Source organism: Oceanimonas marisflavi, assembly GCF_003049725.1.
GTDB classification, from domain to species: Bacteria; Pseudomonadota; Gammaproteobacteria; order Enterobacterales; family Aeromonadaceae; genus Oceanimonas; species Oceanimonas marisflavi.
Map to the genome: position 1 here is coordinate 18,393 of NZ_QAGM01000022.1, position 16,130 is coordinate 34,522.

Sequence of the window (16,130 nt, forward strand, 5' to 3'; positions counted from 1 at the left end):
GCACCTCCTAATAGTCATACTCCGAAGGCAGCATGAGATCCGACAGATGGGGAAGACGCTGCATCAAAGCCATTCTTGTAGGCGCATCAGGGGCAGAGTGCCTCCAGTCTTCTTCCTGGTTAAAACTAGCCCTGGCCACTTCAATCTTATCCCGCACAAAAAGATATATGCCATTACTACTTTTATCGAAGTCCTCCGCGTTCATAACATGCAACCCCAAGGCTGGATCTCCAACCAGCACCTTGTTTTCCTTTACTCCCTTAACTACAACAAAGTGGTTATAACCACTGTAGTTAACCAAAGCGATTGCCGGTATACCAAGTTCAGAAAGGTCTTCTCTCCCCAACTTAAATCCGTCGGCTTTCATTCCTCTCCTGGCAAGAAAGTTTTTCATATCCAACATTGAAAAACCTTTTTCCTCTATTTTACTCTTATCTCCAAACCGGAACATCTCCTCAAATATTTTCTCTTCGGTCATTGGCATATTGTAGTGATGACTTAATAACGATGCCAAAGCAGCCGAGCCACAACTGAAATCATATTTTTGTTTTACCACCTCCCCGAATTTTATTTCAGAAAAACTCTGAACCGGCACTCTCAGCCGGCTCCCACCGGCACCAGGAAAGTTCAATGCAAAACTTACGGCCGGAAAAAACACCACCATCCAAAGTAGCTTTTTCATATCACTTAGCCGATACAATGTTAACGTTGGCGCTCATGTTGGTTATGTTAGCGTTACCTGAAACCAAGTTCACCATCATTATGCCATGAGCATTATAGAAAGCGCTCGGAGCAATAGTATTATTGCCAGTAATAACATCATTCAGATGTGTATCACCAATGGTACCATCCTGCTCGCTATCGTTTTCCTGGACAATTCCTGTCCCCCTGCTGGTATCAAGAGCTGCTTCGGTAGCACTGCTGTACAAATCCAGCTCTGTGGCGGCAAAAACCGAGCAGCTAAAAAAAGCAGATAAATATATCAACTTTCTCATCTCTCCTCCTTAAAGCCTCCGGCCCAAAAGAGCCGGAGACCATATACCAAAGTTAGAAATTTGCTGCATTCACATTAACACTGTTTTGCACACTGACATTCATACCAGAAACAGCTGTTTGTGCACCAATACCATGGAAAGCACCGCTGTTGTCATTGGTATTATTACCGGTTTTTACTTTCATGCTGGCAGACATCATCGCACGAGCAGTACCACCGTTAGCAGAATTGCTGTCCAGGTCGGCTTCACTGGTTGGGTAATGATGATAACGTCTCTTTTTACTATAACTAGAAGTCAGGTCAGGATTCGCCTTGGCATCTGCATCGGCTTTTACCTTGTTGTCCTTTTGATCCCAGTTGAAATCAACGTCACCCAATTCAGCCCGCTGAGTAGAATCAATACGCTGACGAACATTAAGGCTTTTAGAGGTATAGGTAATATCCCCGGTTCTAATACCGGAGCCATAACGCCCCCTTTTGTTTTTCCAGTAATAATTATGAACCTCCTCGTGTTTCACAATCTTATGCTTTTGATGACCAAGTCCATTACTGTGACCAGTATCACTGCCATTCGCCAAAGCACCAAAGGAGGCACCCACACTCAGAGCAACCATCACCGCCAGTGTTTTCTTTTTAATAGACATAATAAATTCCCTCTTCATCTTTACCACTCTCAAGCATTTTTCCAAGCCCGAATACCGGCGTGTCTATATGTATGGTATTCGAGCCATCAGGGTTTTATTTAACAACCCTGATTTAAAGGTTAGCCAAGTAATAAAAAAGGGATGTAGCAAGAATGAGTTAAAGTGTATCAATTTAGAATATGGAAGTTAGAAAGCATACTGCACGGTAATAACCATTATCATTTTTAAGACAGTGACTGAGGACAGGATCAAATGACACTTTATTTAGTCCACACCATGATAATTATGGACACTCATGAATCTGGCCATTCCTTTACGAAAAAATATTTCGTATTTTCTCCGGGTGATGGTGTTGATAACGGCGTAAAGCTCAAAGGAAATGCCTGCACTGCCCGGCTCAGACTGAGGGTGATGCACCGGCTGACCGGTAATATCAGCCGCTATTCTCCCCAGGACCATAGCGGTACTCCCCCCCGGCCTTGAGCGCCTTGTGGTAGGCCGGTCTGGCCTGAAGTGCAGCTACATAGGCCCGCAACCGGGGAAAGCTGTCGGCCAGCTCCGGGCTGTGCATGGCGGTTTCAAGCGGAAAGCTCATCTGAATGTCGGCGGCGGTAAAACGGTCACCGGTGATCCACTCGTGGCAGGACAGGTGATCGGCCACAAAGTTGAGATGGGTATGGATCTGATTGTCGAGAAAGGCCCTGTTCACGCCGGCCACGATCTTGCCCACCAGGGGCCGCACAAAAAACGGCATGGGGGCCTGCTTCACCCGCTCAAACACATAGCGCATCAGCAACGGCGGCATCAGCGAGCCCTCGGCGTAGTGCAGCCAGTATACATATTGCCACCAGACATCCGTGTCGCGCTCGGGCAGCAGGGTGGCTGCACCATGCCGCTGGGCCAGGTAGTCGATAATGGCCCCCGACTCGGCCAGGGTGAGCTTGCCATCGGTGATCACCGGCGACTTGCCCAGCCCATGTATTTTTTTAAGACTCTTTGGCGCCAGTCCGCTGTCGGCATCGCGCTGGTAACGCACCAGTTCGTAGTCCAGCTCCAGCTCTTCCAGCAGCCACAGAATGCGCTGGGCACGGGAATGTTCCAGGTAATGTAGAGTGATCATTGCATCCTCCACGGCTCAAGGGGTCAGTGCTTTTCAGAGTGGCACAACATTCATGCCAGCGGGCACCACCCGGCAAATGTAACAATAATGTTTACGACTTATGTCCAATGGTTACAAACTTGGACTGGCGATAGGATTTCAGGTGCATAAACAGGGAAAGTACTATTCATCGAGGAGATGACCATGTCTGAAGCACCCTCCCAGAGCTACCGCTCCCAGCGCAAGCCCCGCAGCCATTTCGACAGCCGGGCGGCCTACCTGGAGCATGAACTGTCGATCATGTCCCCCCGCCGCTGGGGAATCAACCTGCCGTTTCGTGATTACAGCTTTGAGCTGGAAGACCTGGTGCCGGCACTGGCGGCCACCATTGGAAAAATCGTGATGGTCGCCGCCGTGGTGGCGGCCTTTGCCGGCCCGCTGGGGCTGAGCGATGCCTTCGTGGTGGAAAACGTCCGCTTTGAAATGCTGATCGCCGCCCTGTTGTTCGTGATCCTGTTCTCCGGCTTTATCAATCCCAACGCCAATCTGGCCGGTACTCACGGCCCCATGATCCCGCTTATTCCGCTGATTGTGGCGTCCGGCGGCCACCCACTGGCACTGGGACTGATGGTGGGCTTGCTGGGTCTGCTGCTCAGTATCAGTAAAGGGGGCAGCAAGCTGATGGCGCTCACCAGTGACGGGGTGCGCGGCGGCCTGCTGATTTACCTGGGGGCCATGGGCCTGCTCAGCCAGATCAAGGCGCTCACCGCCTGGGCCAATGGCCTGGACATGGGACATATCGCCTTTGTGGTGATCCTCGCCACCATCATCATGTATGCTCTGCTGGCCCGGCTGGAAATGCGCTGGCTGTCGATTCCGCTCGGCTCCGGCATCGCTTTCGTGATCGCCATTGCCCTGGGCGCCCCCTTTGAATTCGTCACCGAGCCCGGTATGCCGCACCTGAGCCCGTCCTACTGGTGGGGCGAGAACTCCGGCTGGCAGATGGGCTGGCCCGGCCTGCAGCACTTTATCAGCGTGGCGCCCTTTGCGGTGCTGGCGGTGGCCATGTGGTCTCCCGATTTTATGGGTCACCGGGTGTTTCAGGAGCTGAACTACCCGAAAAAGGCCAACAAGGTACTGATGAACGTGGACGACACCATGGCCGTGGCCTCGGTGCGTCAGGCCGTGGGCAGCGTACTGGGTGGCGGTAACCTGGCGTCTTCCTGGGGTACCTATATGATCCCCGCCGCCATCGCCAAGCGGCCCATTCCTGCCGGTGCCGTGCTTACCGGGCTGTTCTGCGTGATCGCAGCGCTCTGGGGCTATCCCATGGATCTGGCGGTATGGGCGCCGGTACTGCGGGTGGCGCTGATTGTGGGCGTGTTTATGCCGCTGCTGGAAGCGGGCATGCAGATGACCCGCAACACCACCAGCAGCCAGTCTGCCGGCATAGTGGTGTTCGCTTCCGCCTTTGTGAACCCGGTGTTTGGCTGGTCCATGACCATGCTGCTGGACAATCTGGGCCTGATCGGTGACAAGGAGCGGGGCAAGAAGCTGCGCCTGATGGACCGCTGGGTGATTCCGGGTGTGACCTTTGTCATTCTGCTGGCCATTATGGCCGCCGTGGGCATGCTGCCGGGCATTCCGGCGCTGATCACCGCCGAGTAACCCGCAGTGAGGGGTGAAGGGGAAGGCGTGAGGAGGCCCCTCACTCTTTACTCCTCACCCCTGTCCCCTCCCCCCTCACCCCTCACCGTTAAACGCGAACTCCGGCGCCAGCCGGCTCAGTCCCAGCCCCTGCCCCTTGCTCAGTTTGATCTGCACCGGCACCCGCTCCTTCAGTGCCTCGATATGGCTGATCACGCCGATCATCTTGCCGCTGGCATTAAGGGCGTCCAGGGCATCCAGCGCCACCTCCAGGGTCTCGGCATCCAGGGTGCCGAAGCCCTCATCCAGAAACAGCGAGTCGATACGAGTTTTGCTGCTCACCAGATCCGACAGCGCCAGCGCCAGCGCCAGGCTCACCAGAAAGCTTTCACCCCCGGACAGGGTCTGGGTATCACGGCTGACATCTGCCTGCCAGGTGTCGATCACCGACAGCTCCAGCTCGGTGGCATGATTGCGGGCCAGCCGGTAGCGGCCGTGCAGCCGCTCCAGCCGGCGGTTGGCCAGATAGACCAGATGCTCCAGGGTCAGCCCCTGGGCAAAGCGGCGGTAACGGGCGCCGTCGGCAGAGCCGATCAAACTGTTAAGCAACTCCCAGCGCTGCAGCCGGCGGCGCTCCTGTTCAATATTTTGCAGCAGGCTTTGCTGCCGCTCGCGCTGAGCGGCATCATGGGCCAGACGTTCATCGAGCCGGCCCAGTTGTTGCTGGGCGACGTTTTCTGCCTGTTGCTGCGCCTGCTGTTGTTGCTCCAGTTCGTTCAGAGACTCGGGCCCAGTGTCACCCAGCTGCTGCCGGGCCTGTTTCGCCTGCGCCAGCCGGTCGGCCGCCAGTGCCAGCGCCTGCTGCAGCGCCTGCAACCGTGCTTGCAGCAGGCGGCGTTCGTCGTCTTCCAGGTGAGCGGCCAAAAAGGCGGCTTCGTCGGCAAAGGGGCTCTCGGCCAGCGCCTGTTGCCAGCGGGTCTGTGCCTCGGACAGCTCCTGCTGCAAGGCTGCCTGTTGCTCTTGCTCCTGCTCCAGCAGAGCATGCTGACGCTGCAGCTCGTTGTTCAGGGTGGCCAGCCGTGTTTCCGCTTCATTGGCTGCCACCAGCGGGTTAGCCGCCGTCACTGGCTCGTTATCGGGCAACGCCAGTGCCTGCCCGCGCTGTTGCCAGCGGTTAAGCATGGTGGCCGCTTCGCCGAGCGCGGTGGCCAGCTGCTGGCGCTCTTCTTTCAGCCGGCTGGCCGTTTGCTGCTGCTGCCGCCAGTGCTGCCATTGCTGCTCGGCCTGTTGCAGCCAGTCCTGCCAGCTTTCCGGTATATGGCCGACGCTGGCGGCCAGCTGTTGCTCCAGTTCGCGGTGCTGCTGCTCAAGCGTCCGGCAGTCTTCCTTCAGCCGTTGCTGTGCCTGCAGCAGGGTTTGCCGTTGCTGCTCCAGCAACTGCTGCCGGTGGTTAAGCTCTCCGCTCTGGGCAACAGCGGCCTGTCTGGCCTGCTCTGCCTGGTTCAGGGCGGCTTTGGCCACATCCAGCTGCTCGGCCTGCTGCTCCAGCCGGGCCAGCTGCTGGCGACGTTCATCCAGCTGCGCCGGCCAGCGGGCGCTATCAAGAGACAGCGCCTGCATCAATGCGGTTTGTCTTGTATCTTGCTCGGCCATGGCCGTATTCAGCTGTTGCAGCCGTTGCCGGGTTTGCTCCAGCACCGCCTTGCGTTCCGCCTGCTGATTGCCCAGACGCGTACCCTGTTGCTCAACGGCTTCCAGCTCGGCTCGCTTTTTCTGCAGCGCGTCTGCGGTGCTGTTGTCCAGGCGCTGATAATCCGCAATGGCCGGGTGCGACTCGCTGCCACACAAAGGACAGGCCTCGCCGGGCTGCAGGCGGGCTCTGTGCTGTTCCAGTGAGCGGATCAGGTTTTCCTGCTCCAGCAACCGGGTTTTGTCCTTCACCTGCTCCTGAAGCACCCGGTATTGCTCCCGGGTATGTTCCAGCTGTTGCTCCCCCTGCTGCCACTCAGGCTCCATCCGGGCCAGTGCCTGCTGTTGCTGTTGCCGCTCGCTCTGCAGCTCTTGCAACCGCTCAGCACACTGTTGCAGTGTCTGCCAGTCAGGCTGTTGCCCGCGCCATTGCTGAAGCCGGGCCTTCAGCTCCGGCTCGGTAAGCGCCCCCAGTATGCCGGCCAGCCCCTGCTGTTGCTGCCGGTATTGTGCGTCGGCCTGCTGCTCGGCCTGAGCGGCCTGCTGTAACTGCTGCAACAGAGCCTGCTGCTGTTGCTCCAGCCGTTGCTGTTCCCGGTTGTTTTGCTGCAGCTGACCATGCGCCTTGTGCACTTGCTGATGCAGCTGACCCAGCAGCTTTATATCGGCCCGCCAGCCCGCCAGTTGCTCGCCCAGCCGTTCCCCGGCGGAGTTGACGGCCATGGCCTCACTCAGCCGTTGCAACTGTTGTTCCAGGGCCTGATCCTGCGCCTGCAGGGCCTGATAATGCTGCCGGCTGAGCGACAGCCCTTGCCAGCTGCATTGCTGGTGTTGCGCCGTCAGGCTGGTCAGTCCGGCCTCGCGTTGCGTTATTCGGGCATTCAGGGCGCTCAGCTTGCTCTGCTGCTGTTGCAGCTGCTGCCACTGAGGCTGAAGCCGGGCTGCCGGCTCGCTTTGTTCCAGTTTGTGCTGCTCGGGGGCCGCTTCGCGCAACGCCGCCTGCGCCTGCTGGTGTGCCTGGCCGGCCTGAGCCAGCTGCTGCTCACACCGATCCCACTGCTGTCTTTGTTGCAGAGCCGCCCGGGTGTGCTGCAGCGCTCGCTGTATCTCGCTCAGCTCTTGGGCGGTATGGGTGCGCTGCTGCTCAATCTCGCTACGCTCTTCCTCACTCTGCAGCGATACCCCTTTGACCCGGGCTTCCTGCTCCGCTAGGGCCTGCCTGTGCTCCCGGGTCAGCTCAAACACCCGTTGGGAAATACGGGCATAAATATCGGTGCCGGTGAGCTCTTCCAGCAGCTCGGCACGCTCGTTGGCATCCGCATGCAAAAAGGCAGCAAAGCCTCCCTGGGCCAGCATCATGGATTTGGTAAAGCGACCGAAGTCGAGACCGGTGAGCGCCTCCGTGTGCCTGAGCTTGTCGTTGATTTTGTCGGTAAGGATCTCGCCGTCACGCCTGGCCAGCTCCACTCTGGGAGCCTGCAGCTTGCCGTCCACCTTGCCTCTGGCCCGGCGCTGGCTCCAGAAGGCCCGGTAGCCCTCACCCTTTACCTCAAACTCCACTTCCGCCAGGCAGTCGGCGGTATGCCGGGTCATGAGTTCGTTGCTGCCGGCAGACACGGTTTTCATGCGCGGGGTCTGGTGATACAACGCCAGACAGATGGCATCGAGCAGGGTGGTTTTGCCGGCGCCGGTAGGGCCGGTAATGGCAAACAGGCCGTTGTCGGCAAAGGGCGACCGGGTAAAGTCGATTTTCCATTCTCCGCGCAGGGAGTTCAGGTTTTTCAGCCGCAGGCTCAGGATTTTCATGCTTGCTCCTCAAGATCCGCCAGCACTTGCGCATACAGCCGGTTCAGCTCGTGCTCGTCGCCCCCGGCCAGCTCCTCGGTCGCCAGCCGCCGCTCAAACACCTGCACCGGAGTCAGTTCACTCAGGGTTTCCTTTTGCTCGGCCATCAGACCCCCATTGCGCTCCTGCCGTCCCCGGCGCACCATCAGTACCTCGACGTTCAGCCCGTCGCACAGCGCCTGCACTCTGGCCTGCAGGTCACTCAGATAATCGTCTTCGGTCACGGTCACTTCCAGCCACACCGGTCGCTCGCCCGTGGCTGTCGCGGCCGCTTCGGACAGGCGGCCGGCCAGCTCCTTCAGGCTGCCTTTTATCCGCTTCATCGGCTGAAACACCGGTACCGGCACCGGCGTGACCTCCTTCAGGCCGGCGCTGCTCAGCTCAACCAGCAGCACCTCTTTTTGCTGGCCCGTTTCATCAAAGCCCAGCGCCAGCGGTGAGCCGCTGTAACGGATATGCTCATGCCCCCCCACTTTTTGCGGCCTGTGTATATGTCCGAGGGCGATATAGTCGGCGGGCGGAAAGGCGCTGGCCGGAAAGGCTTCCAGGGTTCCGATATAAATTTCCCGCACCGAGTCGCTGCTGCTGGCTCCGACCGTGGTGAGATGGCCGGTGGCGATAATGGGCAGCCCGCCGCCCAGTTGGGCGCTCCGGCCCTGAGCACGCTCGAAAATGTCCTGATAATGGTCCGCAATGGCCTGTTGCAGGGCCCGGCCCTTGTGGTCGGCACTCTCGCCGGCCCGGCTTTCCAGCAGATCACGAGGCCGCAGAAAAGGAATGGCACACAGCACCGCCCCCGGCTCGCGGTTACGCTTGTGCAGGGTGATCAGCTGCTGTTCCGGCTCTGCCTGTGCTCCCGGTATCACATTCACTTTCAGTGCTTTCAGCAGTTCACGGGACTCATTCAGCATGGCCACCGAGTCATGATTGCCGCCCAGCAGCACCAGGCTGGCGCCGGTGCGGCTCATGGCCACCACAAAGTTGTGGTAAAGCTCCCTGGCATAGCTGGGCGGCGTGCCGGTATCGAAAATATCACCGGCCACCAGCACCGCATCCACCCGGTGCTGCTCCACCTGAGCCACCAGCCAGTCGAGAAAAGCGCTATGTTCATCGAGCCGGGTTTTACCCATAAAGTGCTGGCCCAAGTGCCAGTCGGAAGTATGCAGAATGCGCATGGAAGCCCTTGTGTGAAAGCGGGTTTGCCGGCTATTAAACCCCCTCGGCGGCGGCAGTGCAATTGACCTTGGTCTTCTCGCAAAACTTGCTAGACTGGCGCCTTTCTTCTTTTGTCTGTTGCAAAATGCCGTTTTCCTACGACTTTCTCGCCCTGGCCGCCGCCGCCTGCTGGGCCGTGTCCAGCCTGCTGTCGGCCAGCGCGGCCCGTCATCTGGGGGCGTTTGCCTATTCCCGCTGGCGCATGTTCTGCGTCAGCCTCATGCTGTGGGCCGCCGCCCTGTTCACCGGCGGCTGGGCCAGCCTCGGCTCCCCGGCGCTGGGGGTGATGGCGGCCTCCGGGCTGATTGGTATTTTTGTCGGCGACACCGCCCTCTATGCCGCCATGAACCGGCTGGGACCACGCCGGGCCAGCGTGCTGTTTGCCACCCATGCGCTGTTTTCGGTGGTGCTGGGTTATGCGCTGTTTGACGAGCACATGGGCAGCCAGGCGCTGGCCGGCGGCGTACTGCTGGTGGGCGGTGTGATGACCGCCATTTTCTTTGGCAAGCGGGACAATGAAAGCCATGCCTGGGAGCAGGACAACGGCAGTCCCTGGCCCGGCATTGCGCTGGGGTTGCTGGCGGCCCTGTGCCAGTCGGTGGCGACCCTGATGGTCAAGCCGGTAATGGAAGGCAATGTGGATCCGGTGGCGGCCTCGGCGGTGCGCATGACCACGGCCTTTGCGGCACACCTGGCCCTGCTGTGGTGCGGGCTGGCGGTGGCAAAACCGCTGCAGCGCATTAACTGGCCGGTGTTTGGCATGGTGGCGCTGAACGCCTTTCTGGCCATGGGGGTGGGCATGACCCTGATTTTGCTGGCGCTGCGTTACGGCGAAGTGGGCATGGTAGCCATGCTGAGCTCGGTCAGCCCGGTGCTGGTGCTGCCGCTGTTGTGGCTGATAATGAAACGGCGACCTGCCGGTGGCGCCTGGATTGGCGCCCTGGCCACCGTGATTGGCACGGCGTTGATTGTGACACGCTGAACGGCTGTTAGATGTTCAGCCCTTCCTGGCTGAGCGCCAGACGCACGCCCGGGTCTTCCTTCATGTCCTGAAAATGACGAGCCAGGTGCGGATAGGGTGTCAGCCCCTGAGGCAGCACCTGCGTGGCCCAGTATTCATAGGCAAAGGCGCAGGCATCCACAATACTTCTGTGCTCGTCCATATACCAGGTGCGGCTGGCCAGGTGGTTGTCCATGCGCTGTAGGAATGGCGCCACACGGGTGGGTACTGCCGCCTTGATGGCGTCGTGAGCGGCAAAACTGCGATCCGAGGTATATTTACGCGGTGCGAAAAAGGGCACAAAGGCGTTATACACATCGGCATTGAGAAAGCTCAGCCAGTAGTCGCACTGATATTGCAGCACCGGATCTGTGCCCGGCCCCAGATGCTCACCGTCCGGCAGCCGGGCCAGATAGCGCAGAATGGCGCTGTTCTGATAGAGCGCCCCCATATCATCCGTCATCAGCACCGGCACCGCCGCCATGTAATTGATCTTGAGAAACTCCGGATCCTGAGTGTCGGCCAGCTCCAGCTCAAAAGGGGCTTCCAGCCAGCACAGCACAATATGCGGCGCCAGCGAACAGGCGCCGGGTTTGTAGTACAGCTTCATCGAATACAACCTCCTTGATACAACAGAAAATAAACGGCGACGGCTGATTGCGCCGGTTCCGAGACCGGCCGCAGGCACATGACACCGAAGACTTCACTCAAGTATTGGCGGGGAATGGGAAATTGGCGACGCATGGATAAAATTGTCGCCAATTGAGTATTAAAAGAGTGAGGTAGCCCTCAGTCCTCGATGGTCAGCAGCATTTTCTTTAGCAAGGCGGAAAGCTGTTTTTGTTCATCCGCAGTCAGGGCGCCGGCCAGCTCGGCTTCGGCAGCCAGATGGTTTTTGACCGCTTCTTCCACCACTCTGAAACCTTCATCAGTCAGGGTCACGATCACACCGCGCCGGTCGTGATCCGCCTGGGCCCGGGTAACCAGGCCCCGGCTTTCCAGCCGGTTGATGCGGTTGGTGAGAGCGCCGGAGGAGATAAGCACCATGGACTGCAGCAGATTGGGAGACAGCTGAAAACCGGGCGGATGCCGGCGCAGTGCCGCCAGCACGTCAAATTCGCCCACATTGAGATCGAAGCGAGCCAGGTCCTGCAATACCCGACGGGTGATAAAATACTCCAGCCGCACTACCCGGCCGATGACCTCGGTGCTGTCAAAGTCCAGATCCGGACGGACCCGTTGCCACAGGGTCACGATGCGATCGATCTGATCCATGATGCCGTCGGTGCGTTGCGTGTGGTTGTCGTTCATTCTGCCTGCTTCTTCCTGAAAGCCATTTTGATATCAAGACATTCTGTATAGTACCACAAAGCCCGCCCCGTAAACCCCGGTACAATATCAGGATATTCGTCACCCACGGCCCTACCCAGAGCGTTTAATGAGCATGATTCTTGGGGTATACTCGCCGGGTTTAACGGAAAATAATGAAAGCCAACTGGGAGAATGAAAAGGTGAGCCTGTTTAAAAACCTGTTGCTTGCCGGTGTTGCCGCTGCTTCGCTGAGTGGTATGGCCTACGCCGCCAATGATATGTCGCCTGAAGCTGTTGCCGAGCGCACCAAGCCGGTAGGCAGCGTGTATACCGCCGCCGATCTGGAAGGCATTGTCGACTCTGCCGCCGCCGGCAGCAGTGACGAGCCCGCCGAGCCCCGCAGCGGCGAAGCCGTGTATACCGCCGCCTGCTCGGCCTGTCATGGCACCGGTGCCGCCGGCGCCCCCATCAAGGGCGATGCCGATGCCTGGGGTCCGCGTGTGGCCAAGGGCCGTGAGACACTGCTGAACCATGCTCTTAACGGCTTTAACGGCATGCCGGCCCGCGGTGCCTGTGGCAACTGCTCCGACGAAGAGATCGCCAACGCCGTTGACTACATGATGAACGCCATCTGAGTCATCTGCTCAGGCAATGAAAAAAAGCCGCATTGTTGCGGCTTTTTTATTGCTTGATTCGTGAGGAGTAAGGAGTGAGGAGTGAGGTGAGGTTTTCTCCTCATCCCTTACACCTCACGCTTTTTATTAAGCATGGCCCGCAGGCTGGCCACACCGGCCTGCCCCTTCTGCATGCGTTCGCCCTCGCTCTGGGGCTTGCGGTTGTGCTCCCAGTCCAGATCCTGCTGGGGCAACTCCAGCAAAAAGCGGCTGGGCTCGGGGCGAATGGTTTCACCGTACTGGCGCCGTTCCCGGCACAGGGTAAAGGTGAGCGCCTGCTGGGCCCGGGTAATGCCCACATAGGCCAGGCGGCGCTCTTCCTCGATATTGTCTTCGTCAATACTGCTCTGGTGGGGCAGCAGGCCCTCTTCCATGCCCACCATAAACACAAAGGGAAACTCCAGCCCCTTGGAAGCGTGCAGGGTCATCAGCTGTACCTGCTCGCCGTCATCCTCGTCTTCGCCCCGCTCCATCATGTCGCGCAGGGTCAGGCGGGTAACTACCTGGGGCAGGGTCATGGCCTCTTCCAGCTCGGAGCCTTCCAGCATCTGGCTGACCCACTTGAACAGGGTGGAGACGTTCTGCATGCGCATTTCTGCGGCGCGGGGGCTGGGTGAAGTCTCGTACAGCCACTCTTCGTAGTGAATGTCCTTGATCATGTCGCGCACCGCTTCCACCGCGTTACCCCGCATCGCCTCATCCCCCAGTCGCACCAGCCAGTCGCTGAAGGCGCGCACCGCCACCAGCCCGCGGCCGGTGAGGGTCTGCTCCAGCCCCAGTTCAAAGCTGGCGGCAAACAGGCTCTTGCCCCGGCCATTGGCATAGGTGCCGAGCTTTTCCAGGGTGGTGGGGCCGATTTCCCGCCGGGGCGTGTTCACCACCCGCAGAAAGGCGTTGTCGTCGTCCGGGTTCACCAGCAGCCGCAGGTAGGCCATGATGTCCTTGATTTCGGCCCGGGAGAAAAACGAGGTGCCGCCGCTGATCTTGTAGGGAATGCGGTTGGTCATCAGCGCCTTTTCCAGCAGCCGGGACTGATGATTGCCCCGGTAGAGAATGGCGTATTCGCCGAACTTGCTGGCGTTCATAAACTTGTGGCCCATGATCTCGGCCACCACCCGCTCCGCCTCGTGTTCTTCGCTCTTGGCGAACAGCACTCTGACCGATGCCTCGTACTCCATTTCCGAGAACAGCTCTTTCTCGAACACATGGGGGTTGTTGGCAATGAGTATGTTGGCGCACTGCAGAATGCGCCCCCGGGAACGGTAGTTCTGCTGCAGCTTGATCACCTTCAGGCTGGGGTAGTCCTCCTTCAGCAGCACCAGGTTCTGGGGCCGGGCGCCCCGCCAGGAATAGATGGACTGATCGTCGTCTCCCACCACGGTAAAGCGGGCCCGCTCGCCGGCAATCAGCTTGACCAGCTCATACTGGCTGGTGTTGGTGTCCTGATATTCATCCACCAGCAGATAGCGGATTTTATTTTGCCAGTATGACCGCACCTCGGCGTTGGTCTTGAGCAACAGGGTGGGCATCAGAATGAGATCATCAAAATCCAGCGCGTTGTAGGCCTTCATGTGCCGCTGGTAGCGCTCATAGCACTGGGCAAACAGCACGGTTTCGGCATCGGTGGCCAGCCGGGCGGCACGGGGTGGCAGCACCAGATCGTTTTTCCAGTTGGAAATGGTGGACAGCAGCCGGGAGATTTTTTCCTTGTCGCCCTGCAGCTCCTTGTCGGTGAGTTCCTTGATCAGCGCCAGCTGATCCTGATCGTCAAACAGGGAAAAGCCCGATTTCAGCCCCAGGGTTTTGTGCTCCCGGCGAATGATGTCCAGACCCAGAGTGTGAAAGGTGGACACCATCAGGCCGCGGGCTTCGCGCTTGCCCAGGGTTTGCGCCACCCGCTCCTTCATTTCCCGCGCCGCCTTGTTGGTAAAGGTCACGGCGGCGATGTGCCGGGCCTGATAGTCGCACTGACGCACCAGATAGGCGATTTTGTTGGTGATCACCCGGGTCTTGCCGGAGCCGGCGCCAGCCAGCACCAGGCAGGGTCCGGCAATGTAGCGAACGGCTTCATCCTGGGCGGGGTTCAATTTCATGGCGGCTCCTCGGGCATTAAACGGCCGGTGATTTTACCGCCATGGCCGCCCGGGGTGAAGGGTGCCTTGTCATCGGCCCGGCTTTGGCTCATGATCCCGGGAGTTTTTTCTTATGGTTGTGCATAAACGTGGATATTCGAGTACTCAGACGCGACTTCCCTACCCTGGCGCAAATCGTTAACGGCCATTCGCTGGTGTATCTCGACAACGCCGCCACTACCCAGAAGCCGCAGCCGGTGCTGGATGCGCTCAATCATTATTACCGCGACACCAACGCCAATGTGCACCGGGCCTCTCACGCCCTGAGCGGCCAGGCCACCCGCGCTTTTGAGCAGGCCCGGGAAAAAGTGGCGCGCTTTATTCATGCGCCCTCGGCCAAGGAAATCACCTGGACCCGGGGCACCACCGAAGCCATTAACCTGGTCGCCTTCAGCCTGGGCCGGCATTTTCTGAATGCGGGCGACGAAATTCTGGTATCCACCTCGGAACACCACGCCAATATTGTGCCCTGGCAGCAGGTGGCCGCCGCCACCGGCGCCGTGCTCAGGGTCATTCCCCTTACCGACAGCACCGAGCTGGATATGGCCGCCGCCGAGCGGCTGATCAGCCCCCGTACCCGGTTGCTGGCCGTAGGTCATGTGTCCAATGCCCTGGGGCAGGTCAATCCGGTGGCCGAGCTGATTGCCATGGCGAAAGCCGTGGGCGCGGTGACACTGATCGACGGCGCTCAGGCGGTGGGCCATTTTCCGGTGGATGTGCAGCGGCTCGGCTGCGACTTTTATGCCTTTTCCGGCCACAAGATGTTTGCGCCCACCGGCATTGGCGTGCTCTATGGCAAAACCGAGTGGCTGGAAAAAATGCCACCCTGGCAGACCGGCGGCGAGATGATTAAAACCGTGAGTTTTGAACACTCCACCTTTGCCGCACCGCCGTTCAAGTTTGAGGCAGGCACCCCCAATATCGCCGGCGCCATCGCTCTTGGGGCGGCGGTGGATTACCTGCAGGGGCTGGACAGAGCCGCACTGCAGCGCCATGAACAGGCGCTGTTGACGCAACTGCTGAATGGGCTGACCGCCATGGACGACATTCGCGTGATTGGCCGGCCTCAGGCCGGATCTGTGTCCTTTACCATGGACGAGGTGCACCCTCAGGATCTGGCCACCCTGCTCGACATGCAGGGCATTGCGGTGCGCACCGGCCATCACTGTGCCATGCCGCTGATGCAGGCGCTGGGGCTGAAAAATGGCACTGTGCGCGCCTCGCTTGCCTTCTATAACACCGAAGATGACGTGGCCGCCCTGCTGGCCGGCATCGACAAGGCCCGGGAGCTGCTGTAATGACCCACCCCTTTGGTACCGAGATCACCGACACCGAAATTCGCGCTCTGTTCGCCGCTGCCCAGGGCTGGGAAGCCCGCTACAAGCAGCTGATCAAGCTGGCCAGGCAGCTGCCGCCAATGGCAGACGAATCCAAAGTGGATGCCAACGCCATTCATGGCTGTGAAAGCCAGGCCTGGCTGGTGGCCGAACAGGATGCAAAGGGCCGCTGGCAGTTTCACTGCGACTCCGACGCCCGCATTGTAAAAGGCCTGATGGCGGTGGTGCTGGCGGCCCTCAGCAACAAAACCAGCGCCGAGATCGCCGCCTTTGATATGGATGCCTACTTTGAAGAGTTACAGCTGCTCAACCACCTGAGCCCGTCCCGGGGCAACGGCCTGCGGGCGGTCGTTTCGGCGATTAAAGCCAAAACCGAAACCTGAACCGACCCTCATGCGAAGCATCAGTGCGGTTGCACTCCGCCGACACGCTTCGAGCCCATCCATGGGGCGCTCGGCACCTGCCTTCCCTGGCAGGTGACGGTCGGCTCCGGCAATCCCCACTGCTGCTTCGTTCAACTCCGGCATTGCCTGCCGCATACTG

The 16,130-nt window shown here is 59.2% G+C and carries 14 protein-coding genes; 5 read left to right on the forward strand and 9 right to left on the reverse strand.

What is annotated here, in order from left to right:
* Positions 1–7: 7 nt before the first annotated feature.
* The 4 genes from DA373_RS13065 to DA373_RS13080 all read right to left on the reverse strand — a co-directional run bounded on the left by DA373_RS13065 (position 8) and on the right by DA373_RS13080 (position 2,758).
* Positions 8–682, reverse strand: coding sequence for a C39 family peptidase (locus DA373_RS13065; protein WP_107852750.1), 675 nt, complete (start codon positions 680–682; stop codon positions 8–10).
* Position 683: 1 nt separating this feature from the next.
* Positions 684–995, reverse strand: coding sequence for a hypothetical protein (locus tag DA373_RS13070; protein ID WP_107852751.1), 312 nt, complete (start codon positions 993–995; stop codon positions 684–686).
* A 52-nt stretch (positions 996–1,047) separates the two neighbouring features.
* Positions 1,048–1,638: a hypothetical protein gene (locus tag DA373_RS13075; protein WP_157953726.1), complete on the reverse strand. Its 591-nt coding sequence runs from the start codon at positions 1,636–1,638 to the stop codon at positions 1,048–1,050.
* A gap of 433 nt (positions 1,639–2,071) precedes the next feature.
* Complete coding sequence (locus DA373_RS13080; protein ID WP_107852753.1) at positions 2,072–2,758, reverse strand: glutathione S-transferase; 687 nt, start codon at positions 2,756–2,758, stop codon at positions 2,072–2,074.
* Between the two features lie 183 nt (positions 2,759–2,941).
* Here DA373_RS13080 and DA373_RS13085 point away from each other — a divergent pair, with 183 nt between their 5' ends.
* Entirely contained in the window at positions 2,942–4,405 is a 1,464-nt protein-coding gene (locus DA373_RS13085) for a DUF3360 family protein (protein ID WP_107852754.1), read from the forward strand.
* A gap of 75 nt (positions 4,406–4,480) precedes the next feature.
* Here the strand turns inward: DA373_RS13085 and DA373_RS13090 are convergent, their stop codons facing one another.
* Positions 4,481–7,879, reverse strand: coding sequence for an SbcC/MukB-like Walker B domain-containing protein (locus DA373_RS13090; RefSeq protein WP_107852755.1), 3,399 nt, complete (start codon positions 7,877–7,879; stop codon positions 4,481–4,483).
* A complete protein-coding gene (sbcD, locus tag DA373_RS13095; RefSeq protein WP_107852756.1) occupies positions 7,876–9,093 on the reverse strand; it encodes an exonuclease subunit SbcD in 1,218 nt (405 codons plus the stop codon). Before sbcD ends, DA373_RS13090 begins: the two co-directional genes overlap by 4 nt.
* Before the next feature lie 125 nt (positions 9,094–9,218).
* Between sbcD and DA373_RS13100 the strand changes: the two genes are divergently transcribed.
* On the forward strand, positions 9,219–10,115 hold the full coding sequence (locus tag DA373_RS13100; protein ID WP_107852757.1) for a DMT family transporter: 897 nt from the start codon (positions 9,219–9,221) through the stop codon (positions 10,113–10,115).
* Between the two features lie 7 nt (positions 10,116–10,122).
* Here the strand turns inward: DA373_RS13100 and DA373_RS13105 are convergent, their stop codons facing one another.
* On the reverse strand, positions 10,123–10,743 hold the full coding sequence (locus DA373_RS13105; protein ID WP_107852758.1) for a glutathione S-transferase family protein: 621 nt from the start codon (positions 10,741–10,743) through the stop codon (positions 10,123–10,125).
* Positions 10,744–10,922: 179 nt separating this feature from the next.
* The gene (locus DA373_RS13110) at positions 10,923–11,444 is read right to left on the reverse strand and encodes a MarR family winged helix-turn-helix transcriptional regulator (RefSeq protein WP_107852759.1); all 522 of its coding nucleotides are present in this window, start codon (positions 11,442–11,444) and stop codon (positions 10,923–10,925) included.
* 173 nt (positions 11,445–11,617) lie between these two features.
* Between DA373_RS13110 and DA373_RS13115 the strand changes: the two genes are divergently transcribed.
* Entirely contained in the window at positions 11,618–12,079 is a 462-nt protein-coding gene (locus tag DA373_RS13115) for a c-type cytochrome (RefSeq protein WP_107852760.1), read from the forward strand.
* A gap of 107 nt (positions 12,080–12,186) precedes the next feature.
* Here the strand turns inward: DA373_RS13115 and rep are convergent, their stop codons facing one another.
* Entirely contained in the window at positions 12,187–14,211 is a 2,025-nt protein-coding gene (gene rep, locus DA373_RS13120) for a DNA helicase Rep (RefSeq protein ID WP_107852761.1), read from the reverse strand.
* 122 nt (positions 14,212–14,333) lie between these two features.
* Here rep and DA373_RS13125 point away from each other — a divergent pair, with 122 nt between their 5' ends.
* Both DA373_RS13125 and csdE read left to right on the forward strand, forming a co-directional pair.
* Entirely contained in the window at positions 14,334–15,548 is a 1,215-nt protein-coding gene (locus DA373_RS13125) for an aminotransferase class V-fold PLP-dependent enzyme (RefSeq protein WP_107852781.1), read from the forward strand.
* Positions 15,548–15,970: a cysteine desulfurase sulfur acceptor subunit CsdE gene (gene csdE / locus DA373_RS13130; protein WP_107852762.1), complete on the forward strand. Its 423-nt coding sequence runs from the start codon at positions 15,548–15,550 to the stop codon at positions 15,968–15,970. The genes DA373_RS13125 and csdE overlap by 1 nt, the downstream gene beginning before the upstream one ends.
* Positions 15,971–16,130 lie beyond the last annotated feature (160 nt).